This is a genomic window from Variovorax sp. Soil_C_33 (assembly GCF_057656935.1).
The window spans coordinates 154,510-178,644 of sequence record NZ_JBDGJK010000010.1; the positions used below are offsets into that span (position 1 = coordinate 154,510).

The following is a 24,135-nucleotide window of genomic DNA, read 5'->3' on the forward strand; positions in this document are numbered from 1 at the left end:
ACCAGTGGCGGCCTAAGCAAAAGGCGGGCCGCCGGCGCCTTGGGTTTACTTCTTGGGGGCGTCCGAGCCTTCGAACAGACTCTTCGGCGGGTTCTTCTTGAGCTCCTCGGAAGCTGCCAGCTGCTCGGGCGCCTGGCAATCGTCGGCGAGGCGCAGGCCCTGCTTCTGGTTCATCAGCATCGACTTGTTGGCGATCTGCAACCACATCGCGCCGGCCTTGGGGTCTTCGAGGCGGATCGCACCGGTGCGGCTTTCGACCGGATGCATGCGATAGCGCGCGCCCTTGGTCGAGACGGTGAAGAAGCCGGGCTTCTTGTCGTCGGCGGTCACAGTGACGTCGGCGCCCAGTTCGCACTGGATCTTGCCCGTGTGCACGCGCTTCGCCACTTCGAGGTCGGCATCGGTCAGCGTGACATTGGCGTCCTCGCTGATCGGCGTCACTTCCTCGACGGCCTTGGCCGCCTTGCGCGTGACTTGGCGCTTCTTCGGCGGCGCCTTCTCGGCTGTCGTGCCGGCCGGTTTTGCGGCCGGCTTCGCAGGGGCGCTGCCCGAGCTTTGGGCGACCGCGGCGAACGGCAGTGCCAATGCGACGGCAGCGGCGAGAGCGAGTTTCTTCATGAGGTCTTTCCTTTGGAGGGGTTCGGTTTTCAGGAGGACGCCGGCGCAAACCATGCTTGCGCGTCGGGCGGCAGCACACGGCCGGTGGCGTGTGCACGCGAAAGTACCTGCCAGAAATGACGGTAGCTTGCGCGGTCGTGCAATGTGCCATCAAAACTGACCGGCGCCCAATCCGCAGCAGCCGCAGCCGCTATGATTTTTGTAGCCATTTGAATCTGCCGCTCGTCGGGCGCGAAGGCCTCGAGGATGGGACGGATCTGGTTCGGATGGATGCTCCACATGCGCGTGTAGCCGAACTCGCCGGCCGCCTTCTTCGCGGCGGCACGCATCGCGTCGATGTCGTTGAATTCGGTTACGACGCAATGCGACGGCACCTTGCCGTGCGCGTGCGCGGCCGAGGCGATGGCCAGCTTGGCGCGCACCACCAGCGGATGCGTGAACTGCCCCGCCGCGCCCATGCCCTCGGCCGGGATCGCGCCGCCGTGCGCCGAGACGAAATCCATCAGGCCGAAGCTCAGCGACTGGACGCGCGGATGGGCGGCGATGTCGAAGGCATGGTGCACCGCCAGCGGCGATTCGATCAGCACGTGCAGCGGCACCGCTTCGGCACCGGCGGCGTTGAGGGCCTCGGCCGCTTCGCGCACGTCGTCGGCCGATTCGACCTTGGGCACCATCAGGTGGCTCAGCCGATGGCCGGCGCGCCCTGCGATGGTGACCACGTCGCCGGCGAAGGCCGGGTGGTCCACCGGGTGCACCCGCACGCCCACGCGCATGCCGGACGTCGCGGCCAGCGCGAGTTCGGTGACCAGCGCGGCATGCTCGGCTTCGCCGCCCACCGGCGCGCCGTCTTCGCAGTCGAGCGTGACGTCGAACACGCAGGCGCCGAACTCCTGCGCCATCTCGGCCTGCAGCGCCAGGCTCTTGCGCATGCGCGACTCGACGCCGCTGTAGTGGTCGCACACGGGCAGCACGACGGCACCGGCCTGTGCGCCGAGCAGCACGTCCCGCGGATGCGCCGAAGAGGTGTTCATGGCTTACGCCGCGCCACGATGAACATGCGCGGGAAGGCCAGCAGGCGCTTGCCGTCGGCGCGCGGCGGATAGGCCGCATCGACTCGCCGCTCGTAGGCGGCCAGGTAGCTGGCTTGCAGCTCGGCCGGCAGCCGATCGACGAAGGGCTTGAGGCCGGTGCCCCGCACCCACTCGACGATCGCCGCGGCAGAAGCCATCGGATGCTGGTAGGCGGTGCGCCAGACGTCGACCTGTGCCGCATCGGCCGCCAGCAGGTCGTAGTAGCCGTCGATCGGCAGCAGCATCGTGCGCAGCTTGTCCGCATCGCCGATCGCTTGAGCCCACGGCGCCTCGGCCGCGACTTCACGCATCAGCCGGTGCGTGGACTCCTCGCGGTTGTCGGGCATCTGGATGGCCAGCACGCCACCTGGCGCCAATGCAGCGAACAAGCGCGGAATCAGCGTCTCGTGGTCGGGTACCCATTGCAAAGAGGCATTGGCATAGATGAGATCGGGCGGCAGCTCAGGCTGCCAGCGCGCGATGTCGCTGAGTTCGAAGCGGGCCTGGGGCAGGCGCTCGCGCGCGCTGACCAGCATGGCTTCGGAATTGTCGGTGCCGACGACGGCGGCACCGCTGAAACGCTGCACCAGCAGCTCGGTGGAATTGCCCGGCCCGCAGCCGAGGTCGACCACGCGGGCCGCCCCGGTCAACGGAACGCGCGCCAGCAGCTCCTGTGCGGGGCGCGTGCGCTCGTCCTCGTAGCGACGGTAGAGCGCAGGGTTCCAGTCGAGCATTCGGGTGAAGACGGCTTAGAGGAGGTGGGCCACGCCGGCTTGCTCGTCCTGCAGTTCCTTCAGCGTCTTGTCGATGCGCTCCTGGCTGAAGGCGTCGATCTCGAGACCCTCGACCAGCTTGTACTCGCCGTTCTCGGTGGTGACCGGGAAACCGAAGATCACGTCCTTCGGAATGCCGTACTGGCCGTCCGACGCGATGCCCATGGTGACCCACTTGCCCTTGGAGCCCAGGGCCCAGTCGCGCATGTGGTCGATGGCGGCGTTGGCAGCTGAAGCGGCCGAGGACAGGCCGCGCGCTTCGATGATCGCGGCGCCGCGCTTGCCCACGGTGGGCAGGAACACATCGGCGTTCCAGACCTGGTCGTTGATGAGGTCCTTGACGCTCTTGCCGCCGACCGTGGCGAAACGGTAGTCCGCGTACATCGTGGGCGAGTGGTTGCCCCAGACGGTGAGCTTCTCGATGTCGCCGACGGCGGTGCCGGTCTTGGCGGCGATCTGGCTGGCGGCGCGGTTGTGGTCCAAGCGCAGCATGGCGGTGAAGTTCTTGCGCGGCAGGCTGGGAGCGCTCTTCATCGCGATGTAGGCATTGGTGTTGGCGGGGTTGCCGACCACCAGCACCTTGACGTTGCGGCTCGCGACCTGGTCGAGGGCCTTGCCCTGGGCCGTGAAGATCTGGGCGTTGGCGGCCAGCAGGTCGGCGCGCTCCATGCCGGGGCCGCGCGGGCGGGCGCCGACCAGCAGCGCGTAGTCGGCATCCTTGAAGGCGACCAGCGGATCGCCGGTGGGGATCACGCCGGCGAGCAGCGGGAAGGCGCAGTCTTCGAGCTCCATGATCACGCCCTTGAGCGCCTTCTGGGCTTTCTCGTCCGGGATCTCGAGCAGTTGCAGGATGACCGGCTGGTCCTTGCCGAGCATTTCGCCGGAGGCGATGCGGAACAGCAGGGCATAACCGATTTGGCCGGCGGCACCAGTGACGGCAACGCGAACAGGCTTCTTGCTCATGGGAAAACTCCAGGATGTGATGTAAACGGTGCGCGGTCGCGGATGCGGCCGCGGAGGTCGGGCCGGGCGATCCGCCCGGGCGCAAAGGCCGGCGAAGATTTTATGCCGATTTGCGCTTTCGATGGCGCCAGTCTTGTGTCTTATATAAGATGTCGGCCCACATGAGCACCTCCCCCACCGCGCTTGCCGAGCTGACGCCTTCGTTCAGCCCGCTCTACCAGCAGATCAAGTCCTTGATCCTGCAGAGCCTGCACACCGGGGAGTGGAAGCCCGGCGAGCCGATCCCGAGCGAAATCGAGCTCGCCGCGCGCTTTCGCGTGAGCCAGGGCACGGTTCGCAAGGCCATCGACGAGCTCGCGGCCGAGAACCTGGTCGTGCGCCGCCAGGGCAAGGGCACCTTCGTCGCCACGCATGCCGAGCAGCACGTCCAGTACCGCTTTCTGAAACTCGTGCCCGACAGCGGCGACGTCGACAGCGAGGGCCCGGCCGAGCGCGAGATCGTCGACTGCAAGCGGCTGCGCGCCACCGCCGACATCGCGCGCCTGCTGGCGCTTCGCACCGGCGATGCCGTGCTGCAGGTCCGGCGCGTGCTGGCGTACCGCGGCACGCCGACCATCCTCGAAGATCTCTGGCTGCCGGGTGCGCCCTTCAAGGGCCTGACGGCGGAGCGACTGAACGCCTGGCGCGGTCCCATGTACGCGATGTTCGAGACCGAGTTCGGCGTGCGCATGGTGCGCGCCGAAGAAAAGATCCGCGCTGTGCTGCCGGATGCGGCGCAGGCTGCGCTGCTCGCCGTGTCCACGGCCACGCCGCTTCTGAGCGTGGAGCGCGTGGCCCATACCTATCACGACACGCCGATGGAACTGCGCCGCGGCCTCTATCGCACCGACACGCACCACTATCGCAATGAACTCGGCTGACCGTTCCGCACCGCCGCTATCGAATCAATAGCATCCGAGCGAAGCAGTGCGATGACTTCGCAGCGCAGCCAGCGCGATGGTGCGTTGCAATAGAATTTTGCGTTGTTTGCATTTCCGCCAAAGAACAAGCCGCCCCTCGAAAAATATACCGAAAGCCCCCATGACAGAGCTGGCCACACCACCCCGACCGCCGCGGCGCGAGTTCCGCAACATCAACGCCTTCACCGACCTGACCACCTACCGGCTTCCGCCGGCCGGCATCGTGTCGATTCTTCATCGCGTGAGCGGTGTGCTGATGTTCCTGCTGCTTCCCTTCGTCATCTGGATGTTCGACACCTCCGTGTCTTCCGAGTATTCCTACGCCCGCTTCAAGGCCGCCTTCAACAGCGGCCTTGGTTTCGTTCCGGGCTGGTTCTTGAAGCTGGTGGTGCTGGCGCTGATCTGGGCCTACCTGCACCACTTCGTCGCCGGCCTGCGCCATCTGTGGATGGACGTGAGTCATGCCGCCGTGAACAAGGAGTTCGGGCAGAGCTCGGCGATCGCGACGCTGGCCATCAGCATCCTGCTGACCCTGGTCCTCGGCGCCAAGCTGTTCGGCCTCTACTGAAAAGGAGCACGAGATGTCTGTGAACTACGGCTCCAAGCGCGTCGTCGTCGGTGCGCATTACGGTCTGCGCGACTGGCTCAGCCAACGCATCACGGGTGCCCTGATGGCGCTCTTCACCATCATCCTGCTCGTGCAGGTGCTCTTCACGCGCGGGCCGATCGGCTACGACACATGGGCCGGCATCTTCGCTTCGCAGTGGATGAAGGTGCTCACCTTCACCGTGATCGCTTCGTTGCTCTATCACGTATGGGTCGGCATGCGCGACGTCTGGATGGACTACGTCCAGCCGGTCGGCATCCGTCTCGTTTTGCAGGTTTTCACGATCGTCTGGCTTGTAGCGTGCGCGGGTTGGGCCATTCAAGTGCTCTGGAGAGTCTGACCCCATGTCCTATACCAAAGAACAAATCACCAAGCGCAAGTTCGACGTCGTCATCGTCGGCGCCGGCGGCTCCGGCATGCGCGCCTCGCTGCAACTGGCGCGCGCCGGCCTCAACGTGGCCGTGCTGTCCAAGGTGTTCCCGACCCGTTCGCACACCGTCGCGGCGCAAGGCGGCGTCGGTGCCTCGCTCGGCAACATGAGCGAGGACAACTGGCACTACCACTTCTACGACACGATCAAGGGATCCGACTGGCTCGGCGACCAGGACGCGATCGAGTTCATGTGCCGCGAAGCGCCGAAGGTGGTGTACGAGCTCGAGCATTTCGGCATGCCCTTCGACCGCAATCCGGACGGCACCATCTACCAGCGCCCCTTCGGCGGCCACACCGCCAACTACGGCGAGAAGCCGGTGCAGCGCGCCTGCGCGGCGGCCGACCGCACCGGCCACGCGATGCTGCACACGCTCTACCAGAAGAACGTCGAGGCGCGCACCCAGTTCTTCGTCGAGTGGATGGCGCTCGACCTGATCCGCGACGCCGAGGGCGACGTGGTCGGCGTGACCGCTCTCGAGATGGAAACCGGCGACCTGCACATCCTGCAGGCCAAGACCGTGCTGCTGGCCACCGGCGGCGCGGGCCGCATCTTCGCCGCCTCGACCAACGCCTTCATCAACACCGGCGACGGCCTCGGCATGGCGGCGCGCTCGGGCATTCCGCTGCAGGACATGGAGTTCTGGCAGTTCCACCCGACCGGCGTGGCCGGCGCGGGCGTGCTGCTGACCGAAGGCTGCCGCGGCGAAGGCGCGATCCTGCTCAACAGCAACGGCGAACGCTTCATGGAGCGCTACGCGCCGACCTTGAAGGACCTGGCGCCGCGCGATTTCGTCTCGCGCTCGATGGACCAGGAAATCAAGGAAGGCCGCGGCTGCGGCCCGAACAAGGACTACGTGCTGCTGAAGCTCGACCACCTCGGTGCCGAGACCATCCACAAGCGCCTGCCCTCGGTGTACGAGATCGGCGTCAACTTCGCCAACGTCGATATCACGAAGGAGCCGATCCCCGTGGTGCCGACCATCCACTACCAGATGGGCGGCATTCCGACCAACATCAACGGCCAGGTCGTGATCCAGAAGGGCGAGGACAACAGCGCAGTGATCAACGGCCTCTACGCCGTGGGCGAGTGCTCCTGCGTGAGCGTTCACGGCGCCAACCGCCTGGGCACCAATTCGCTGCTCGACCTGCTGGTGTTCGGCCGCGCGGCCGGCAACCATATCGTCGAGTTCAACGACAAGCTGAAGGAACACAAGCCGCTGCCGGCCAATGCCGCCGACCGCACGCTGGAACGCCTGAACCAGCTCGAAGCCTCGACCTCGGGCGAATACGCGCAGGACGTGGCCAACGAGATCCGCTCGGTGATGCAGCAGCACGCCGCCGTGTTCCGCAAGCAGGCTTCCATGGACGAAGGCGTCAAGAAGATTGCCGCCGTGCGCGAGCGCGTAGCCAAGGTCACGCTGAAGGACAAGTCGCGCGTCTTCAACACCGCGCGCATCGAGGCACTGGAAGTCGACAACCTGATCGAGGTGGCGCAGGCCACCATGGTCTCGGCGGCGGCGCGCAAGGAGTGCCGCGGCGCCCACACGGTCGAAGACTACGAGCGTCCCTCCGACGATCCCGTTGCGCCGCTGGGCCGCGACGACGCCAACTGGATGAAGCACACGCTTTGGTACAGCCAGGACAACCGCCTGTCCTACAAGCCCGTCAAGCTCAAGCCGCTGACGGTCGAGTCCGTGCCTCCCAAGGTCCGTACTTTCTAAGAACATATCTCAAGGTTTTCACGATGAAGCGCACATTCCAGATCTACCGCTACGACCCGGACAAGGACGCTAAGCCCTACATGCAGACCGTCGAGATCGAACTCGACGGGCACGAACGCATGCTGCTCGATGCCCTGATGAAGCTCAAGGCGCAGGATCCGACGCTGTCGTTCCGCCGCTCCTGCCGCGAAGGCGTCTGCGGCTCGGACGCGATGAACATCAACGGCAAGAACGGCCTCGCCTGCCTGACCAACATGCTCACGCTCAAGGGCACGATCGTGCTGAAGCCGCTGCCCGGGCTGCCGGTGATCCGCGACCTCATCGTGGACATGACGCAGTTCTTCAAGCAGTACAACTCGATCAAGCCGTACCTGCAGAACGACACGGTGCCGCCCGAAAAGGAGCGCCTGCAGTCGCCCGAAGAGCGCGACGAGCTCAACGGGCTCTACGAATGCATCCTGTGCGCGAGCTGCTCGACCAGCTGCCCGAGCTTCTGGTGGAACCCGGACAAGTTCGTCGGTCCGGCCGGCCTGCTGCAGGCCTACCGCTTCATCGCCGATAGCCGCGACGAGGCCACCGCCGAGCGACTGGACAACCTCGAAGACCCATACCGCCTGTTCCGCTGCCACACGATCATGAATTGCGTCGACGTGTGCCCGAAGAACCTGAACCCGACCAAGGCGATCGGCAAGATCAAGGAACTGATGGTGCGCCGCGCCATCTGAACTTTCAAGACCATGCAATCCGCCACCGACCTCCGGCAGCCGATCAGCGAGCGCGCGCTGAGCAAGCTGAGATGGCGCTGCCGGCGCGGCTTGCTCGAAAACGACCTCTTCATCGCGCGCTTCTTCGAGCGGCATGAAGAAGGTCTGACCTGCGGGCAGGCGCAGGCACTGGAGACATTGATGGACCTGTCGGACAACGATCTGCTCGACCTGCTGCTTCGAAGAAAGGAACCCGAGCCCGAATGGGCCGGGGCCGACGTGATCGAACTCCTGCAGCTGATGCGCACCGACGGCGCGCAATCCCAATCTTCCTGAATATTCTTTGAAAGACACTCGCAATGAAAGCATCCGAGACCAAGGCCACCCTGTCGTTCAGCAATGGCGGACAGAACGTCGAGCTGCCGATCTACAAGGGCACCATGGGCCCCGACGTGATCGACATCCGCAAGCTCTATGCCCAGACCGGCATGTTTACCTATGACCCGGGCTTCATGTCGACGGCATCGTGCGAGTCGGCCATCACCTACATCGACGGCGACAAGGGCGAACTGCTCTACCGCGGCTATCCGATCGAGCAGCTCGCGACCAACTGCGACTTTCTCGAGACCTGCCACCTGCTTCTGTACGGCGAACTGCCCAATACGACGCAGAAGGCCGACTTCACCAAGCTCGTGACCAACCACACGATGGTCAACGAGCAGATGCAGTTCTTCCTGCGCGGCTTCCGCCGCGATGCGCACCCGATGGCCATCATGACCGGCCTGGTCGGCGCGCTGTCGGCCTTCTATCACGACAGCACGGACATCAACAATCCGAAGCACCGCGAGATCGCCGCGATCCGCCTGATCGCGAAGATGCCGACGCTGGTGGCCATGGCCTACAAGTACACGATCGGCCAGCCCTACATGTACCCGAAGAACGATCTCAGCTATGCAGGCAACTTCCTGCACATGATGTTCGCGACGCCCTGCGAGGAATACAAGGTGAGCCCGGTGCTCGAGCGCGCCCTCGACCGCATCTTCATCCTGCATGCGGACCATGAGCAGAACGCCTCGACCTCGACCGTGCGCCTGTGCGGCTCTTCGGGCACCAACCCCTTCGCAGCCATCGCGGCGGGCGTGGCCTGCCTCTGGGGCCCGGCCCACGGCGGCGCCAACGAAGCGGCGCTCAACATGCTCCACGACATCCAGAAGGCGGGCGGCGTCGACAAGATCGGCGAGTTCATCAAGCAGGTGAAGGACAAGAGCTCGAACGTCAAGCTGATGGGCTTCGGACACCGCGTCTACAAGAACTACGATCCGCGCGCCAAGCTGATGCAGGAAACCTGCAAGGAAGTGCTGAGCGAGCTGGGCCTCGAAAACGATCCGCTGTTCAAGCTCGCGATGGCGCTCGAGAAGATCGCGCTCGAAGACGAATATTTCGTTTCGCGCAAGCTCTACCCGAACGTCGACTTCTATTCGGGCATCGTGCAGCGCGCGATCGGCATTCCGGTGCCGCTCTTCACCGCGATCTTCGCGCTCGCGCGCACCGTCGGCTGGATCGCCCAGCTCAACGAGATGATCGGCGACCCGGAGTACAAGATCGGCCGTCCGCGCCAGCTCTTCGAAGGCTCGCCCAAGCGCGACGTGCAACCCATCGCCCAGCGCTGAACCTCGTCTTCGCGCTCACCTCGGAAAGCTGCCCTCGGGCAGCTTTTTTGCGTCTTGGCTGACACGCAGTGCCGGTCAGGGGGGCATAGGCTGCAAGGCACCCAAACAGAAGGAGTTCCGCCATGAAGAAACTTGCCGCACTGGTCGCCATCGCTTTCACCCTGTCCGTGCCGCTGGCCGGCTGCAACACCTGGAGAGGCGCCGGCCAGGACGTGCAGAAGGCCGGGGAAAAGATGGAGGATTCGGGCAAGAAGAAGCAATAAAGACGCGCTCGCCCATCGCACGCCGACACTAATGTCATCGCACATCGCGATGACTCCTCCTTAGAAACCGAAGGAAAATACGGGGCTCCATCTCCATACGAGATGCCAAGCCCCGTATGACCTCCTCAGAACGCAGCTTCGCCCGCCGCATCGACCTCACGTCGCTGCAGTTGTTCGTGGCCGTCTGCGAGCTCGGCAGCATCGGACGCGCGGCGGAGCGCGAATTCATCGCGGCTTCGGCCATCAGCAAGCGGCTCTCGGATCTCGAAGCCACCCTCGGCACTCCCCTGCTCTATCGCCATGCGCGCGGCGTCGACCTGACGCCCGCCGGCGAGAGCCTTCTTCACCACGCACGCTCGGTGCTCTACAGCCTGGAGAAGATGCAGGGCGAGCTGAGCGAATACGCCGACGGCGTGCGCGGCCATGTTCGGGTGCACGCGAACATCTCCGCCATCGTGCAGTTCCTGCCCGAGGACCTCGGCGCTTTCACGCGCGAGCACGACGCGATCAAGATCGACCTGGAAGAGCACCTCAGCAGCGAGGTGGTGCGCGCCGTGCACGAGGGCGCCGCCGACCTCGGCATCTGCCACGTTCCCGAAGGCACGAGCGAATTGCAGAGCCTGCCGTACCGCCACGATTCGCTGGTGCTGATCGTGCCTGCCGGCCATCCGCTGGCGGCGCAGCGCGCGATCGATTTCGCGGACTCGCTCGATGTCGACCACGTCGGCCTGCACACCAACAGCTCGATCTACGTCGCGATGCACCAGGCCGCGCTGACTGCCAATCGCACGATCAAGCTGCGCATCCACGTGACGGGCCTCGACGCCATGTGCCGAATGATCGAGAACGGCCTCGGCATCGGCGTGATGCCGCTGCGCGCCTTCGAACTGATGCAAGGCGGCATCGGCCGCGGCCTGACGAGCGTGGCGCTGAACGACGCCTGGGCCGCGCGCGAGATCCGCCTGGTGGCACGCGATTTCTCGACGCTGCCGGTCGCGGCGCGCATGCTCGTCAAGCACCTGCAGGCGCCGGCGTCGGCGCCCGACCAGCTGGCCGCATAAGACAATCACCCTCCCCACGAAAGAGACCATGACCATGGCACGCACGCTCTACGACAAGCTCTGGGACGAACACGTCGTCCACACCGAGGAAGACGGCACCTCGATCCTCTACATCGACCGCCACCTTGTCCACGAAGTGACCAGCCCGCAGGCCTTCGAGGGGCTGCGGGAAACCGGCCGCAAGCTGTGGCGCATCAGCTCGGTGGTGGCCACGGCTGACCACAACACGCCGACCACGAACTGGGAGCGCGGCTACGACGGCATCGCCGATCCCGTCAGCCGCGAGCAGATCACCACGCTGGACAGCAACATCAAGGAATTCGGCGCCGCCGCCTTCTTCCCCTTCCTGAGCAAGCGCCAGGGCATCGTGCATGTGATCGGCCCCGAGTCGGGCGCCACGCTGCCGGGCATGACGGTGGTGTGCGGCGATTCGCACACCTCCACGCACGGCGCCTTCGGCGCACTGGCGCACGGCATCGGCACCAGCGAGGTCGAGCACGTGATGGCGACCCAGACGCTGCTCGCCAAGAAGGCAAAGAACCTGCTCGTCAAGGTCGAGGGCAAGCTGGCGCCGGGCTGTACCGCCAAGGACATCGTGCTGGCGATCATCGGCAGGATCGGCACCGCAGGCGGCACCGGCTACACGATCGAATTCGCCGGCTCGGCGATCCGCGACCTCAGCATGGAAGGCCGCATGACCGTGTGCAACATGGCGATCGAGGCCGGTGCGCGCGCCGGACTGGTGGCGGTGGACGAGAAGACCATCGCCTACGTCAAGGGCCGCCCGCTCGCGCCCACGGGCGTCGAATGGGACCAGGCCGTCGCCTACTGGAAGACGCTGCATTCGGATGCCAATGCGCATTTCGACACCGTGGTCGAACTCGACGCCGCGCAGATCAAGCCGCAAGTCACCTGGGGCACTTCACCCGAGATGGTGGTGCCGGTGGACGGCCGCGTGCCCGATCCGGACAAGGAAAAGGACGCCAACAAGCGCGGCGCCATCGAGCGCGCGCTGACCTACATGGGCCTGGAGCCGAACAAGCCGATGAACGACATCCTCATCGACAAGGTGTTCATCGGCTCCTGCACCAACAGCCGCATCGAGGACATGCGCGAAGCCGCGGCCATGGTCAAGAAGCTGGGCCAGAAGGTCGCAAAGAACGTCAAGCTCGCGATGGTCGTTCCGGGCTCCGGCCTCGTGAAGGAGCAGGCCGAACGCGAGGGGCTGGACCAGATCTTCAAGGCCGCGGGCTTCGAATGGCGCGAGCCGGGGTGTTCGATGTGCCTGGCGATGAACGCCGACCGGCTGGAGCCGGGCGAGCGCTGCGCCTCCACCAGCAACCGCAATTTCGAAGGCCGGCAGGGCGCCGGCGGCCGCACCCACCTGGTGAGCCCGGCCATGGCCGCGGCCGCTGCGGTGCACGGCCATTTCGTCGACGTCCGCCAATTCGCCTGAGGAGCCAGACACCATGCAGAAATTCACCGTGCACAAGGGCCTCGTGGCGCCGATGGACCGCGAGAACGTCGACACCGACGCGATCATTCCGAAGCAGTTCCTGAAGTCGATCAGGAAGACCGGCTTCGGCCCCAACCTGTTCGACGCCTGGCGCTACCTCGATCCGGGCGAGCCGGGCCAGGATCCGAAGTCGCGCAAACCGAACCCCGACTTCGTGCTGAACCAGCCGCGCTACGCGGGTGCCTCGATCCTGCTCGCGCGCCAGAACTTCGGCTGCGGGTCTTCCCGCGAGCACGCGCCCTGGGCGCTCGACCAGTACGGCTTCCGCGCCATCATCGCCCCCAGCTATGCCGACATCTTCTTCAACAACAGCTTTAAGAACGGCCTGCTGCCGATCGTTCTGAGCGAGTCGCAGGTCGCCCAGCTCTTCGACGAGACCTTCGCCTTTCCGGGCTACAGCCTCACCATCGACCTCGAGCGGCAGGTGATCGTCAAGCCCGACGGCAGCGAGCTGCCTTTCGAGGTCCAGGCCTTCCGCAAGTACTGCCTGATCAACGGCCTGGACGACATCGGCCTGACGCTGCGCCACAAGGACAAGATCGAGGCTTTCGAGGCCGAGCGCCTGGCGCAGAAGCCCTGGCTCAGCCACCAGTTGATCGCCTGACCCCTTCCACTTCTCCAGAACAACTTCATGAAAATCGCAGTTCTTCCCGGTGACGGCATCGGCACCGAAATCGTTGCCGAAGCCATTCGCGTGCTCGACACGCTCGACCTCTCCTTCGAGATGGAATCGGCCCTGGTCGGCGGTGCAGCCTACGAGGCCCACGGCCATCCGCTGCCCGAAGCCACACTCAAGCTCGCCAAGGAGGCCGACGCCGTGCTGTTCGGCGCGGTGGGCGACTGGAAGTACGACAGGCTGGAGCGTTCGCTGCGACCCGAGCAGGCCATCCTGGGCCTGCGCAAGAACCTCGGCCTGTTCGCCAACTTCCGCCCGGCGATCTGCTACGAACAGCTGGTCAGCGCCTCGAGCCTGAAGCCCGAACTGATCGCGGGCCTGGACATCCTGATCATCCGCGAACTGACCGGCGACATCTATTTCGGCCAGCCGCGCGGCCGCCGCACCGCTGTCGACGGCCACTTCCCCGGCGCCGAGGAAGCCTTCGACACCATGCGCTATTCGCGCCCCGAGGTCGAGCGCATCGCCCACGTCGCCTTCCAGGCGGCACGCAAGCGCAGCAAGCGCGTGACCAGCGTCGACAAGGCCAACGTGCTCGAAACCTTCCAGTTCTGGAAGGACATCGTGACCGAGGTCGGAAAGGAATACCCCGACGTCGAGCTCGACCACATGTACGTCGACAACGCCGCGATGCAGTTGGTCAAGGCGCCCAAGAAATTCGACGTGGTCGTCACCGGCAACATGTTCGGCGACATCCTGTCGGACGAGGCCGCCATGCTGACGGGCTCGATCGGCATGCTGCCCTCCGCCTCGCTCAACGCCGGCAACCAGGGCCTCTACGAGCCCAGCCACGGCAGCGCGCCCGACATTGCCGGCAAAGGGGTTGCCAATCCTTTGGCTACAATCCTGTCCGCTGCCATGATGCTCCGCTTTTCCCTGAACCAACCCGAGGCTGCCGACCGTATCGAGTCGGCAGTCAAGCACGTGCTGGCCCAGGGTTTGCGTACGGCAGACATCTGGTCCGCGGGCACGACCAAGGTCGGCACCCGCGAAATGGGCGACGCCGTGGTGGCAGTCATCACCAAAAAGACGATTACCGGCTAACCGCAGCCTGCTTCGTCACGCCCTCCCCCGGCTCTGACGAGCCGGGCGCAAAGAAAAGACAGCTTTCTTTTTTCACAAGGGCAAATTGAAATGGCGAACGCAACTCAACCTCTGGTCGGCCTCGTGGGCTGGCGCGGCATGGTCGGCTCGGTCCTCATGGACCGCATGCAGGCCGAAGGCGACTTCGGACTGATCGAGCCGCTTTTCTTCTCCACCTCCAACACCGGCGGCAAGGCCCCGGCGATGGCGAAGAACGAAACCACGCTGAAGGACGCGCACGACATCGAGGCACTCCGGAAGTGCGACATCGTCATCACCGCCCAGGGCGGCGACTACACCAGCGCGGTCTTCCCCAAGTTGCGCGCCGCGGGCTGGAACGGCCACTGGATCGACGCCGCCTCCACCCTGCGCATGAACGATGACGCGATCATCGTGCTCGATCCGGTCAACCTGCCGGTGATCCAGCAGGCGCTCGCCAAGGGGGGCAAGAACTGGATCGGTGGCAATTGCACCGTGAGTTGCATGCTGATGGGCGTCGGCGCCCTCTACAAGGCCGGCCTGGTCGAGTGGATGACCAGCATGACCTACCAGGCCGCCTCGGGCGGCGGCGCGCAGCACATGCGCGAGCTGCTCACGCAGTTCGGCTCGATCAACGGCGAAGTGCGTGCGCTCCTGGACGATCCGAAGTCGGCGATCCTCGAGATCGACCGCAAGGTGCTGGCCAAGCAGCAGTCGCTGAGCGCGGCCGAAACGGCCAATTTCGGCGCACCGCTCGGCGGCAGCCTGATCCCGTGGATCGACAAGGATCTCGGCGACGGCATCAGCAAGGAAGAGTGGAAGGCCGGCGCCGAAACCAACAAGATCCTCGGCCAGGGCGCAGGCTTCGGAACGGCCGCGACGCCGGTCGACGGCTTCTGCGTGCGTATCGGCGCGATGCGCTGCCATAGCCAGGCGCTGACATTCAAGCTCAAGAAGGATGTGCCGGTCGCCGATATCGAAGCACTGATCGCGGCCGACAACGACTGGGTCAAGGTGGTGCCGAACAACCGCGACGCCACGCTCAAGGACCTGACACCGGTGGCGGTGACGGGCACCATGAGCATTCCGGTGGGCCGGGTACGCAAGCTCGCCATGGGCCCCGAGTACGTCGGCGCCTTCACCATCGGCGACCAGCTGCTGTGGGGTGCGGCGGAGCCGCTGCGGCGCATGCTGCGCATCCTGCTCGAGGCCTGAAGCGATGTCGGGTGCCCTTTGGACGCCCGACGTTGCGGTGCCGCAACGCAGAAAGCGCCCCGAAGTTGGCGCGCACTGGGTAGATAAGGCCTGTCGCCTTGTCAGTGCGGGGTGTTGATGTTAACGTCCTCTTACACTTTTGGGCCGCGCTGCCCCCTACCAGCATGACACGACATCCGTTGCCTGCGGCCCGCCTCCCGGCCACTTGCCCGACTCCGACGATTTCAGGTCGGTGTCAGCTCTCACTTCTCAGTGCCGCGGTCGCTCTGGCCCTGGGCGCGATCAGCACCGATGCGGCCGCGCTTGCGCTCGGACGCCTCAATGTGCAATCGGCCTTGGGCGAGCCGCTGCGGGCCGAAATCGAGGTCACCGAGATCACGCCGGCCGAGGCCGATGGCCTGAAGGTCAAGATCGCCTCGGCCGACGCATTCAACGCCGCCGGCGTGCCCTACAACGCCGCCCTGGCAGACGTGCGAACCAATCTGCAGCGCCGCGCCGATGGCCGCTACGTGGTGAGGCTCAGCAGCAATCGCATGCTCAGCGAGCCCTTCATCGACCTGCTGCTGGAAGCGACCTGGAATTCCGGCCGCGTCGTGCGCGACTACACGGTGCTGCTCGACCCGCCCAAGAGCCGGACCGCCACGGCCGCCGCCCCGATCGCCCCGATCGCGCCGCAGATCACCGCGCCATCTCGGAGCACCGCTCCCGCCGTCGTGCAAGCCCCGGCCCGCCGCGAACGCCCCGCGCCCGCGGCAGCAGCGGCGGCTCCGGCAGCCCCGACGCAAGCCGACAGCACGGTGCGCACCGGCAGCGGCGACCAGCAGGTGACGGTGCAGCCCGGCGATACCGCCAGCAAGATCGCCGGCGCGTACAAACCGGCCGACGTGTCGCTCGACCAGATGCTGGTGGCGCTGCTGCGCGCCAATCCAGATGCCTTCATCGGCGGCAATGTCAACCGCATCAAGGCCGGTGCCGTGCTCGATGTGCCGAGCGCAGCGCAAGCCGGCACCGTGCCGGCCCCTGAAGCCCGGCGCACCGTGACCGCGCAAAGCCGCGATTTCGGCGAGTACCGCCGCCGCCTGGCCGAGAACGCACCCGCTTCGCGCGTCGCCGACGCCGACCGCCAGGCCTCGGGCAAGCTCCAGGCCAACGTCGAGGACCGCAACGCTGCGAATGCGGCCGCCGACAAGCTCAAGATCACCCAAGGGGGCGCGGTCGCCGGCCGGCAGACCGAAGAACAGCTGGCCAAGGCTCGCCAGGCCCAGGAAAGCAGCACGCGCGTTGCCGAGCTGTCCAAGAACATCAGCGAGCTGAACAAGCTGCAGGCCGCGAGCGGATCGCCCGCAACGGCAGGCGGTGCCGCTCCGGCCGCGGCACCTGCACCGGTTGCACCGGCACCGTCGGCGGCAGCGCCGGCGGCGACCCCGCCCGCGACGGGTTCGGCCCCGGCTCCCACGGCCGCAGCGCCTGCAGCCAGCCCGGCCATCCCCGCTCTTCCGGCCGTCGTTGCGCCTGCCGCAACGGCCCCGGCGGAAGCCCCGGCAACGCCGCCGGCCGCCACGACCACGCCGCCCGAGGCTGCCGCATCCGCAGCAGCAGCGCCTTCACCGGTGCCCGCCCCAGCAGCAGCCAAGCCCACGCCGCCCGCACCCGCACCGGTGGAACGCAGCTTCTTCGACGAACTGCTCGACAACCCCATCATGCTCGGCGCAGCTGCGCTGATCGCGCTCCTGATCGGCTTCCTGCTCTACCGCGTGCTCGGCCGTAAGCGCCGCGACGCCAACGACAGCGTGTTCCTCGAGAGCCGCATTCCCAAGGACTCCTTCTTCGGCGCCAGCGGCGGCGAATCGGTGGACACCAAGAACCGTGGCAATTCGGTCGTCTCCTCGTTGTCGTACTCGCCGAGCCAGCTCGATGCAGGCGATGTCGATCCGGTGGCCGAAGCCGATGTCTACCTGGCCTATGGCCGCGATCTGCAGGCCGAGGAGATCCTGCGCGAAGCGCTGCGCGTCAACCCCGAGCGCACCGCCATCCATCTGAAGCTGCTCGAAATCCACGCCAAGCGGCGCGACCTGCGCGCCTACGAAGCGCTGGCCTCGGATGTGCACAAGCTGACCGGCGGCACCGGCGCCGACTGGAACCGGGTGGTCGAACTCGGCAAGGACCTGGATCCGGGCAACCCGCTGTACGAATCGGGCGGCCGAGGCGTCTCGGCAGCAGAAACGGCCGCCTTTGCCGGCACGCTGGCTGCGGCAGCCGCCACACCGGCCCCGGCCGCTGCTGCGCCGACACCGAGCCCGGTGGCAAAACCCGTTGTCGCTGCCGCACCGCCGCCGGCCTTCGTGCCCTCCGTCGCACCGCTCGATTTCGACCTCGACTTGAGCAAGCCGCCGGCACCTGCGCCGGTTGCAGCGGCGCCGGTCAACGCCACCCTTCCGGCCGCGCGCAACGGTGCCGAGCATGCCGCAGCCCCATCGCTGATCAAGTACAGCGCACCTCTCGCGTCGAGCGCCAAGATCGATCTCAACAACGACTTCGACACCGCGCCGGGCGCGCTGGAGCCGAACACGGCACGCGCGCCGCTGAACTCGGAGGAAGAGTTCACGCAGCCCGCGACCCTGCGCGCCGGTCTGCCCGGCGACTCCGGCTTCATCGAATTCGACATGAGCTCGATGGCCGGCCTGTCGCGCACCCCCGCCGATACCGAACGTGGCCGCCTGGAGCCGGCGGAGGACAGCGGCGAAAGCCCGCACGCCATCAAGCTCTCGCTGGCGCGCGAACTGAAGGCGCTGGGCGATGTCGAAGGCGCGCGCTCGCTGGTCGAGGAAGTGGCTTCCGAGGGCTCGGGCGAGGTCAAGGCCGAAGCCAAGCAACTGCTCGGCCAGTTGCGCTGAACGGCCATGCGGCCGCCGATCCCGCTGTGAGGCTGGCCCTCGGCATCCGCTACAACGGTCAAGCCTACGACGGCTGGCAGAGCCAGCCTTCGGGCCGCACCGTCCAGGACAAGCTGGAGGCCGCGCTCGGCCGCTTCGCCGCCCAGCCCATCTCCACCCTCTGCGCGGGGCGCACCGACGCCGGTGTCCATGCCCTGCTGCAGGTGGTGCATTTCGACACCTCCGTCGAGCGCGCACCCTTTTCCTGGGTGCGGGGCACCAACCGATTTCTTCCCGACGACATCGCGGTCCAATGGGCGCAGCCGGTGCCCGACCAGTTCCATTGCCGTGCCAGCGCGCTCGCCCGGCGCTACCTGTACGTGCTGTCGCAGTCGCCGGTGCGCCCGAGCCTGGATACGGGCCGCGTCGGCTGGTCCATGTACGAACTCGACGGCGACGCAATGCGTGCCGCGGCCGCTGTGCTGCTGGGCCGGCACGACTTCAGCTCCTTCCGCGCCTCGGCCTGCCAGGCACGTTCGCCGGTCAAGGATTTGCGGCGCATCGAGATCACGCGGTATGGCGACGCCGATCGCTGCCGCTGGCACTTCGAGTTCGAGGCCGATTCCTTCCTGCATCACATGATCCGCAACATCATGGGCAGCCTGGTGCGCATCGGCCGCGGCGACGCACCTGCGGAATGGATGCGCGAAGTGCTGGAGGCGCGCAGCCGCGTGGTGGCCGCCCCGACCTTCTCGCCGAACGGCCTCTACTTCCTCGGACCACTCTACGCCGCCGGCTGGGGGCTTCCGTCCGAGGCCACGATGCCGGCCACCGGCGCTGCGTATGATGGTCCGCCATGAGTTCCGCCCCTTCCCTCGCGCGCACGCGAATCAAGATCTGCGGGCTGACGCGCGAGCAGGACGTGGATGCCGCGGTCGATGCCGGGGCCGATGCGGTGGGCTTCGTGCTCTATCCGGCCAGCCCCCGCGCGGTGACGGCGGAACGCGCCGGCCAGCTGGCTGCGCGACTGCCGCCCTTCGTGACGCCGGTGCTGCTGTTCGTCAACGAGCTCGTGGCCCAAGCCGCAGCCTCGCTGGCCGCCGTGTCCGGTTCCATGGCTCAGTTCCACGGTGACGAGACGCCCGACCAGTGCTGGGAAGCCAGCGGCCGCGGCGCCCACCGCTTCATGCGCGCAGCCCGTATTCCGCTGGGCGCGGCCGGAGCGGGCTTCGACCTCGTAAAATACGCGTCCGATTACTCCCGCGCCCAGGCCATCCTGCTCGACGCCCACGTCGAAGCTTATGGCGGTGGCGGCAAGGCTTTCGATTGGTCACTTCTTCCACCCGTCGTCGACGCTCACCTCGTCTTGAGTGGTGGGCTCACACCTGCAAACGTGGGCGATGGCATTCGCCGTTTGCGAACGGCAGCGAAGTCGCTGTCCGTTGACGTGAGCTCCGGCGTCGAAGCCTCCAAGGGCATCAAGGACGCCGTGAAGATCCGCGAATTCGTGGCCGCCGTGCGTGCGGCCGATGCCCTCAGCTAGCTGGCTGCCGACCTCGATCGAAGGAGGCAGCCGGCCCCACCGATCGAGATCATGAACACCTACCAGCAACCCGACGCCAGCGGCCATTTCGGCATCTACGGCGGCACCTTCGCCAGCGAAACGCTGACCCACGCGATCAACGAATTGCGCGACGCCTACGCGAAGTACAAGGACGATCCGCAGTTCCAGGCCGAGTTCCACCACGAACTCGCGCATTTCGTGGGCCGGCCCTCGCCGATCTACCACGCCGCGCGCACCAGCCGCGAGATGGGCGGCGCGCAGATCTATCTGAAGCGCGAAGACCTGAACCACACGGGCGCACACAAGGTCAACAACACCATCGGCCAGGCGATGCTCGCCAAGCGCATGGGCAAGCCGCGCGTGATCGCCGAGACCGGCGCCGGCCAGCACGGCGTGGCCACCGCCACCATCTGCGCGCGCTACGGCCTGGAGTGCGTGGTCTACATGGGCAGCCAGGACGTCAAGCGCCAAAGTCCCAACGTCTACCGCATGAATCTGCTGGGCGCGACCGTGGTGCCTGTGGAATCGGGCAGCAAGACCTTGAAGGACGCGCTCAACGAGGCGATGCGCGACTGGGTCACCAACGTCGAGAACACCTTCTACATCATCGGCACCGTCGCCGGCCCGCACCCCTACCCGACCATGGTGCGCGACTTCCAGAGCGTGATCGGCACCGAGTGCATTGAGCAGATGCCCGCCATGCTGGCGGCCCAGGGCATCACCGGCGAGGCCGAAGGCCGGCAGCCCGACGTGGTGGTGGCCTGCGTGGGCGGCGGCAGCAATGCCATCGGCATCTTCCATCCCTACATTCCTTTCGCGGACACGCGCCTCATCGGGGTGGAAGCGGCAGGAGAAGGCCTGGACAGCGGCAAGCATGCGGCCTCGATCCTGCGCGGCAGCCCCGGCGTGCTGCACGGCAACCGCACCTACCTGCTGCAGAACGAAGACGGGCAGGTCACCGAGACCCACAGCATCAGCGCGGGCCTCGACTACCCCGGCGTCGGCCCCGAGCACGCCTACCTGGCCGACATCGGCCGCGCCGAGTACGTGGGCATCACCGATGCCGAGGCGCTCGAAGCCTTTCATTACCTGTGCCGCACAGAAGGCATCATTCCCGCGCTCGAATCGAGCCATGCGTTCGCCTACGCGATGAAGCTCGCGAAGACGATGCGCCCCGACCAGTCGATCCTGGTCAATCTCTCGGGCCGCGGCGACAAGGACATCGGCACGGTCGCCGACCTCTCGGGCGTCGATTTCTACGACCGGCCGTCGATGCGCGGCTTGAGCGTGAAGGGAGGCCGCGCATGAGCCGCATCCCTGCCACCTTCGAAGCCCTGAAAAAAGACGGCCGCAGGGCGCTGATTCCCTACGTTACCGCCGGCTTCCCCTTCGCCGACATCACGCCCGCGCTCATGCACGGCATGGTCGAAGCAGGCGCCGACGTGATCGAGCTCGGCGTGCCCTTCTCCGACCCGATGGCCGACGGGCCGGTGATCCAGGCGGCCGGCGAAGCGGCGCTGGCGCTGGGCGTCGGCATGAAGCAGGTACTGGCCATGGTCGCCGACTTCCGGCAGAAAGACGACGTCACGCCGGTGGTGCTGATGGGCTACGCCAACCCGGTCGAGCGCTACGACGGCGTGCACGGCAAGGGCAGCTTCATCCGCGACGCGGCGGCCGCCGGCGTGGACGGCCTGCTGGTCGTCGACTACCCGCCCGAGGAATGCGAGGACTTCGCCGCCGAGCTCCGGGCGCACGGCATCGACCTCATCTTCCTGCTGGCCCCGACCAGCACCAGCGAGCGCATAGCACAGGTCGGCCGCATCGCCACAGGCTACGTCTACTACGTCTCGCTCAAGGGCGTGACCGGCGCCGGCCACCTCGACACCGAGGCGGTAGGAAGGATGGTTCCGCGTATCCGCGAGCATGTGAAGCTACCGGTGGGCGTGGGCTTCGGCATCCGCGATGCACGCAGCGCGCAGGCGGTCGGTTCCACCGCGGACGCGATCGTGATCGGCACCCGCATCATCCAGCTGATCGAGGGCCAGCCGCGCGATCAGGTGGTGCCGCTGGTGCGCGAATTCCTCGCCGAAATCCGCGAGGCACTCGATGCCTTGCCGGCCGCCACGCCCAAGAACGCGGCTGGCCGATAATCCCGCCACCACAAGGAGCCCCCATGAGCTGGCTTGAAAAACTGCTTCCCCCCAAGATCGCCCCCACCGACCCGAGCGAGCGCCGCCAGATGCCCGAAGGGCTCTGGATCAAGTGCCCGAGCTGCGAGACCGTTCTCTACAAGACGGACCTCGAGCACAACCAGAATGTGTGCCCGAGCTGCGGCCACCATCACCGCATCGGCGCGCGCGCGCGGCTCGATGCCTTTCTGGACTCCGAAGGCCGCTACGAAGTGGGCCAGGAAGTGCTGCCGGTCGACGCCCTCAAGTTCAAGGACAGCCGCAAGTACCCCGAGCGGCTCAAGGAAGCGCTGGAGAACACCGGCGAGACCGACGCGCTGGTGGTCATGGGCGGCTCGGTGCACAGCATCAACGTGGTGGTCGCCTGCTTCGAGTTCGACTTCATGGGCGGCAGCATGGGCAGCGTGGTCGGCGAGCGCTTCGTGCGCGGCGTCGAGACCGCGATCGAGCAGAAGGTGCCCTTCATCTGCTTCACCGCCACCGGCGGTGCGCGCATGCAGGAAGGCCTGCTTTCGCTGATGCAGATGGCCAAGACCAACGCCGCGCTCACGCGCCTGGCCAAGAAAGGCTTGCCTTACATCAGCGTGCTGACCGATCCGACGATGGGCGGCGTGAGCGCTGGCTTCGCCTTCGTGGGCGATGTCGTGATCGCCGAGCCCAAGGCGCTGATCGGCTTTGCCGGACCGCGCGTGATCGAGTCGACCGTGCGGGTGACCTTGCCTGAAGGCTTCCAGCGCGCCGAGTTCCTGCAGACCAAGGGCGCGATCGACTTCATTTGCGACCGCCGCGAGCTGCGCAAGACGGTGGCGAACACGCTCGCGATGCTGCTGCGCCAACCGGCCGATGCGGTGATCTGAAGGAGGAGCGGCCTATCGGCCGAGGCCGAAGGCCGTGGCCATCAGGCTGCCGAGCACGATCGCGCCGACCTGCAGCAGGACGATGGCGGCGAGCGGCGACAGGTCGACGCCGCCGACCAGCGGAATGAAGCGCCGCAGGGGCCGCACCAGCGGTTCGGCCAGCCGACCGATCAGATCCTGCAGCATCGACGAAGCATTCGGCACCCAGGACAGCACGGCATAGACGATCAGCAAGGCGGTGAGGCCAGACACCGCCAGCTGCAGCAGGCCGATGAGCGACACCAGAGGCAGGATCGCCCAGCGGCCCAGGCTGCCCATCAGCATCCAGAGCAGCAGGAACTTGGCCATCACCAGCAGCCAGGCGGACATGGCGCTCGCCAGGTCCCAGCGCTTGACCGACGGCACGATGCGCCGCAGGGGCAGCACGATCCAGTCGGTGACGGCGAACACGAAACGCCCCAGCGGATTGCCGAATGGCACCCGGTGGTACTGCATGTAGAGACGCAGCAGGCAGGCGCCGCCGAGGAGGCCGACGATCACGTCGAGCAGGAACGAGGGGATCTGGTAGAGCATGGCGCGCGGTCGTGGACGGAATGCGATGATAGCCATGCAAGGTTCATCGATGACGACTCAACCCCTTCTGCATTCCCTTCCCCTGTTCCCGCTCGGCACGGTGCTGTTTCCCGGCGGCCTTCTGCCGTTGCGCATCTTCGAGGTGCGCTACCTCGACATGATCGGCAAGTGCCACAAGGCAGCCGCCCCCTTCGGCGTGGTCAGCCTCACGCAGGGCTCGGAGGTCCGCAGGGCGGGCGGGCAAGCCGAAAGCTTCGCCGCGCTTGGCACGCTCGCCGTGATCCGCGAGTTCGACGCGCCCCAGCCCGGCCTGATGCAGATCGAATGCGTGGGCACGCACCGCTTTCGCGTGCGTTCCAGCGAGCTCCATAAGCACGGGCTTTGGACGGCCGATGTCGAGACCGTGTCCGATGATGTTGCGCTCGCCATCCCCGAGGACCTGCAGCCGACAGCCGAAGCGCTGCGCCGCCTGGTCCAGACGCTGGAAGAGCGGCGCCGCATGGAGGGCAACGAGAACGTCCGGCTGCCGATCATGCCGCCTTACCGCTTCGGCGATTGCGGCTGGGTCGCCAACCGCTGGTGCGAGCTGCTGCCGGTGCAGTCGGAACTCAAGCAGCGCCTGATGGAACTCGACAGCCCGCTCATGCGGCTCGAACTGGTCAGCGATCTGCTCGCACGCACCGGCATCACCAAGTAATCCGCGCTCCATTCCTTAGGGCGAGGGCGAGGGGCGGCCGGCTAAAATGGCGGGTTGCGCGCGCGACCGCCT

Annotated in this window: 25 protein-coding genes; 20 read left to right on the forward strand and 5 right to left on the reverse strand. The window is 66.5% G+C overall.

Going from position 1 to position 24,135, the window contains the following annotated elements; all coding sequences use genetic code 11:
- Positions 1-45: 45 nt before the first annotated feature.
- From AC3A6B_RS17145 to AC3A6B_RS17160, 4 genes are read right to left on the reverse strand one after another with little or no spacing between them, the layout of a single operon-like run.
- Positions 46-618, reverse strand: a complete 573-nt coding sequence (locus AC3A6B_RS17145; RefSeq protein ID WP_487837876.1) for a hypothetical protein — start codon at positions 616-618, stop codon at positions 46-48.
- Positions 619-647: 29 nt separating this feature from the next.
- Entirely contained in the window at positions 648-1,649 is a 1,002-nt protein-coding gene (locus AC3A6B_RS17150; RefSeq protein WP_487837877.1) for an HpcH/HpaI aldolase/citrate lyase family protein, read from the reverse strand.
- On the reverse strand, positions 1,646-2,422 hold the full coding sequence (gene tam, locus AC3A6B_RS17155) for a trans-aconitate 2-methyltransferase (protein WP_487837878.1): 777 nt from the start codon (positions 2,420-2,422) through the stop codon (positions 1,646-1,648). The genes AC3A6B_RS17150 and tam overlap by 4 nt, the downstream gene beginning before the upstream one ends.
- A gap of 15 nt (positions 2,423-2,437) precedes the next feature.
- On the reverse strand, positions 2,438-3,424 hold the full coding sequence (locus AC3A6B_RS17160; protein WP_487837879.1) for a malate dehydrogenase: 987 nt from the start codon (positions 3,422-3,424) through the stop codon (positions 2,438-2,440).
- A gap of 161 nt (positions 3,425-3,585) precedes the next feature.
- On the opposite strand from AC3A6B_RS17160, the gene AC3A6B_RS17165 reads away from it, so the two are divergent.
- From AC3A6B_RS17165 to accD, 19 genes are all read left to right on the forward strand, one after another.
- Positions 3,586-4,344 (forward strand): GntR family transcriptional regulator, encoded by a 759-nt coding sequence (locus AC3A6B_RS17165; protein ID WP_487837880.1) that lies wholly within the window; start codon positions 3,586-3,588, stop codon positions 4,342-4,344.
- Between the two features lie 160 nt (positions 4,345-4,504).
- Positions 4,505-4,951, forward strand: a complete 447-nt coding sequence (gene sdhC, locus AC3A6B_RS17170; RefSeq protein ID WP_487837881.1) for a succinate dehydrogenase, cytochrome b556 subunit — start codon at positions 4,505-4,507, stop codon at positions 4,949-4,951.
- A 13-nt stretch (positions 4,952-4,964) separates the two neighbouring features.
- Positions 4,965-5,330, forward strand: a complete 366-nt coding sequence (gene sdhD, locus AC3A6B_RS17175; RefSeq protein ID WP_487837882.1) for a succinate dehydrogenase, hydrophobic membrane anchor protein — start codon at positions 4,965-4,967, stop codon at positions 5,328-5,330.
- A gap of 4 nt (positions 5,331-5,334) precedes the next feature.
- A complete protein-coding gene (sdhA, locus tag AC3A6B_RS17180; protein WP_487837883.1) occupies positions 5,335-7,143 on the forward strand; it encodes a succinate dehydrogenase flavoprotein subunit in 1,809 nt (602 codons plus the stop codon).
- A 23-nt stretch (positions 7,144-7,166) separates the two neighbouring features.
- Positions 7,167-7,868, forward strand: a complete 702-nt coding sequence (locus AC3A6B_RS17185) for a succinate dehydrogenase iron-sulfur subunit (RefSeq protein ID WP_126838295.1) — start codon at positions 7,167-7,169, stop codon at positions 7,866-7,868.
- A 12-nt stretch (positions 7,869-7,880) separates the two neighbouring features.
- Positions 7,881-8,183 (forward strand): FAD assembly factor SdhE, encoded by a 303-nt coding sequence (locus AC3A6B_RS17190; protein WP_487837884.1) that lies wholly within the window; start codon positions 7,881-7,883, stop codon positions 8,181-8,183.
- Positions 8,184-8,206: 23 nt separating this feature from the next.
- Positions 8,207-9,517 (forward strand): citrate synthase, encoded by a 1,311-nt coding sequence (gene gltA / locus AC3A6B_RS17195; protein WP_487837885.1) that lies wholly within the window; start codon positions 8,207-8,209, stop codon positions 9,515-9,517.
- Positions 9,518-9,639: 122 nt separating this feature from the next.
- Positions 9,640-9,780 carry an entericidin A/B family lipoprotein gene (locus AC3A6B_RS17200; protein WP_214697951.1) on the forward strand — a complete coding sequence of 47 codons (141 nt, stop codon included), beginning with the start codon at positions 9,640-9,642 and terminating at the stop codon, positions 9,778-9,780.
- A 116-nt stretch (positions 9,781-9,896) separates the two neighbouring features.
- Positions 9,897-10,841: a LysR substrate-binding domain-containing protein gene (locus AC3A6B_RS17205; RefSeq protein WP_487837886.1), complete on the forward strand. Its 945-nt coding sequence runs from the start codon at positions 9,897-9,899 to the stop codon at positions 10,839-10,841.
- A gap of 34 nt (positions 10,842-10,875) precedes the next feature.
- Complete coding sequence (gene leuC, locus AC3A6B_RS17210) at positions 10,876-12,297, forward strand: 3-isopropylmalate dehydratase large subunit (protein WP_487837954.1); 1,422 nt, start codon at positions 10,876-10,878, stop codon at positions 12,295-12,297.
- A 13-nt stretch (positions 12,298-12,310) separates the two neighbouring features.
- Positions 12,311-12,961, forward strand: a complete 651-nt coding sequence (gene leuD, locus AC3A6B_RS17215) for a 3-isopropylmalate dehydratase small subunit (RefSeq protein WP_487837887.1) — start codon at positions 12,311-12,313, stop codon at positions 12,959-12,961.
- 27 nt (positions 12,962-12,988) lie between these two features.
- Positions 12,989-14,077, forward strand: coding sequence for a 3-isopropylmalate dehydrogenase (gene leuB / locus AC3A6B_RS17220; protein ID WP_487837888.1), 1,089 nt, complete (start codon positions 12,989-12,991; stop codon positions 14,075-14,077).
- A 90-nt stretch (positions 14,078-14,167) separates the two neighbouring features.
- On the forward strand, positions 14,168-15,310 hold the full coding sequence (gene asd, locus AC3A6B_RS17225) for an aspartate-semialdehyde dehydrogenase (protein ID WP_487837889.1): 1,143 nt from the start codon (positions 14,168-14,170) through the stop codon (positions 15,308-15,310).
- Positions 15,311-15,474: 164 nt separating this feature from the next.
- A complete protein-coding gene (locus AC3A6B_RS17230; RefSeq protein ID WP_487837890.1) occupies positions 15,475-18,204 on the forward strand; it encodes a motility hub landmark protein FimV in 2,730 nt (909 codons plus the stop codon).
- A 26-nt stretch (positions 18,205-18,230) separates the two neighbouring features.
- Positions 18,231-19,043 carry a tRNA pseudouridine(38-40) synthase TruA gene (truA, locus tag AC3A6B_RS17235; protein WP_487837891.1) on the forward strand — a complete coding sequence of 271 codons (813 nt, stop codon included), beginning with the start codon at positions 18,231-18,233 and terminating at the stop codon, positions 19,041-19,043.
- Positions 19,040-19,726: a phosphoribosylanthranilate isomerase gene (locus tag AC3A6B_RS17240; RefSeq protein ID WP_487837892.1), complete on the forward strand. Its 687-nt coding sequence runs from the start codon at positions 19,040-19,042 to the stop codon at positions 19,724-19,726. The genes truA and AC3A6B_RS17240 overlap by 4 nt, the downstream gene beginning before the upstream one ends.
- A gap of 51 nt (positions 19,727-19,777) precedes the next feature.
- Positions 19,778-21,055, forward strand: coding sequence for a tryptophan synthase subunit beta (gene trpB / locus AC3A6B_RS17245; protein ID WP_093106540.1), 1,278 nt, complete (start codon positions 19,778-19,780; stop codon positions 21,053-21,055).
- On the forward strand, positions 21,052-21,897 hold the full coding sequence (gene trpA, locus AC3A6B_RS17250; protein ID WP_487837893.1) for a tryptophan synthase subunit alpha: 846 nt from the start codon (positions 21,052-21,054) through the stop codon (positions 21,895-21,897). The genes trpB and trpA overlap by 4 nt, the downstream gene beginning before the upstream one ends.
- A 23-nt stretch (positions 21,898-21,920) precedes the next feature.
- The gene (accD, locus tag AC3A6B_RS17255) at positions 21,921-22,793 is read left to right on the forward strand and encodes an acetyl-CoA carboxylase, carboxyltransferase subunit beta (RefSeq protein ID WP_487837894.1); all 873 of its coding nucleotides are present in this window, start codon (positions 21,921-21,923) and stop codon (positions 22,791-22,793) included.
- 12 nt (positions 22,794-22,805) lie between these two features.
- On the opposite strand, the gene AC3A6B_RS17260 is transcribed toward accD, so the two are convergent.
- Positions 22,806-23,366, reverse strand: coding sequence for a YggT family protein (locus AC3A6B_RS17260; protein WP_487837955.1), 561 nt, complete (start codon positions 23,364-23,366; stop codon positions 22,806-22,808).
- A gap of 49 nt (positions 23,367-23,415) precedes the next feature.
- On the opposite strand from AC3A6B_RS17260, the gene AC3A6B_RS17265 reads away from it, so the two are divergent.
- The gene (locus AC3A6B_RS17265) at positions 23,416-24,063 is read left to right on the forward strand and encodes an LON peptidase substrate-binding domain-containing protein (protein WP_487837895.1); all 648 of its coding nucleotides are present in this window, start codon (positions 23,416-23,418) and stop codon (positions 24,061-24,063) included.
- The last annotated feature ends 72 nt before the right edge of the window (positions 24,064-24,135 follow it).

Excerpts from the sequence above, each read along its gene's own strand:
- AC3A6B_RS17190 (WP_487837884.1), top strand. The coding sequence starts at position 7,881 with ATGCAATCCGCCACCGACCTCCGGCAGCCGATCAGCGAGCGCGCGCTG.
- AC3A6B_RS17260 (WP_487837955.1), bottom strand. The coding sequence starts at position 23,366 with ATGCTCTACCAGATCCCCTCGTTCCTGCTCGACGTGATCGTCGGCCTC.
- AC3A6B_RS17205 (WP_487837886.1), top strand. The coding sequence starts at position 9,897 with ATGACCTCCTCAGAACGCAGCTTCGCCCGCCGCATCGACCTCACGTCG.
- AC3A6B_RS17265 (WP_487837895.1), top strand. The coding sequence starts at position 23,416 with ATGACGACTCAACCCCTTCTGCATTCCCTTCCCCTGTTCCCGCTCGGC.
- AC3A6B_RS17230 (WP_487837890.1), top strand. The coding sequence starts at position 15,475 with ATGACACGACATCCGTTGCCTGCGGCCCGCCTCCCGGCCACTTGCCCG.
- trpB (WP_093106540.1), top strand. The coding sequence starts at position 19,778 with ATGAACACCTACCAGCAACCCGACGCCAGCGGCCATTTCGGCATCTAC.
- sdhD (WP_487837882.1), top strand. The coding sequence starts at position 4,965 with ATGTCTGTGAACTACGGCTCCAAGCGCGTCGTCGTCGGTGCGCATTAC.
- AC3A6B_RS17145 (WP_487837876.1), bottom strand. The coding sequence starts at position 618 with ATGAAGAAACTCGCTCTCGCCGCTGCCGTCGCATTGGCACTGCCGTTC.
- accD (WP_487837894.1), top strand. The coding sequence starts at position 21,921 with ATGAGCTGGCTTGAAAAACTGCTTCCCCCCAAGATCGCCCCCACCGAC.
- AC3A6B_RS17200 (WP_214697951.1), top strand. The coding sequence starts at position 9,640 with ATGAAGAAACTTGCCGCACTGGTCGCCATCGCTTTCACCCTGTCCGTG.
- AC3A6B_RS17165 (WP_487837880.1), top strand. The coding sequence starts at position 3,586 with ATGAGCACCTCCCCCACCGCGCTTGCCGAGCTGACGCCTTCGTTCAGC.
- leuB (WP_487837888.1), top strand. The coding sequence starts at position 12,989 with ATGAAAATCGCAGTTCTTCCCGGTGACGGCATCGGCACCGAAATCGTT.
- sdhA (WP_487837883.1), top strand. The coding sequence starts at position 5,335 with ATGTCCTATACCAAAGAACAAATCACCAAGCGCAAGTTCGACGTCGTC.
- tam (WP_487837878.1), bottom strand. The coding sequence starts at position 2,422 with ATGCTCGACTGGAACCCTGCGCTCTACCGTCGCTACGAGGACGAGCGC.
- leuD (WP_487837887.1), top strand. The coding sequence starts at position 12,311 with ATGCAGAAATTCACCGTGCACAAGGGCCTCGTGGCGCCGATGGACCGC.
- AC3A6B_RS17160 (WP_487837879.1), bottom strand. The coding sequence starts at position 3,424 with ATGAGCAAGAAGCCTGTTCGCGTTGCCGTCACTGGTGCCGCCGGCCAA.
- gltA (WP_487837885.1), top strand. The coding sequence starts at position 8,207 with ATGAAAGCATCCGAGACCAAGGCCACCCTGTCGTTCAGCAATGGCGGA.
- leuC (WP_487837954.1), top strand. The coding sequence starts at position 10,876 with ATGGCACGCACGCTCTACGACAAGCTCTGGGACGAACACGTCGTCCAC.
- sdhC (WP_487837881.1), top strand. The coding sequence starts at position 4,505 with ATGACAGAGCTGGCCACACCACCCCGACCGCCGCGGCGCGAGTTCCGC.
- asd (WP_487837889.1), top strand. The coding sequence starts at position 14,168 with ATGGCGAACGCAACTCAACCTCTGGTCGGCCTCGTGGGCTGGCGCGGC.
- trpA (WP_487837893.1), top strand. The coding sequence starts at position 21,052 with ATGAGCCGCATCCCTGCCACCTTCGAAGCCCTGAAAAAAGACGGCCGC.
- AC3A6B_RS17185 (WP_126838295.1), top strand. The coding sequence starts at position 7,167 with ATGAAGCGCACATTCCAGATCTACCGCTACGACCCGGACAAGGACGCT.
- AC3A6B_RS17240 (WP_487837892.1), top strand. The coding sequence starts at position 19,040 with ATGAGTTCCGCCCCTTCCCTCGCGCGCACGCGAATCAAGATCTGCGGG.
- AC3A6B_RS17150 (WP_487837877.1), bottom strand. The coding sequence starts at position 1,649 with ATGAACACCTCTTCGGCGCATCCGCGGGACGTGCTGCTCGGCGCACAG.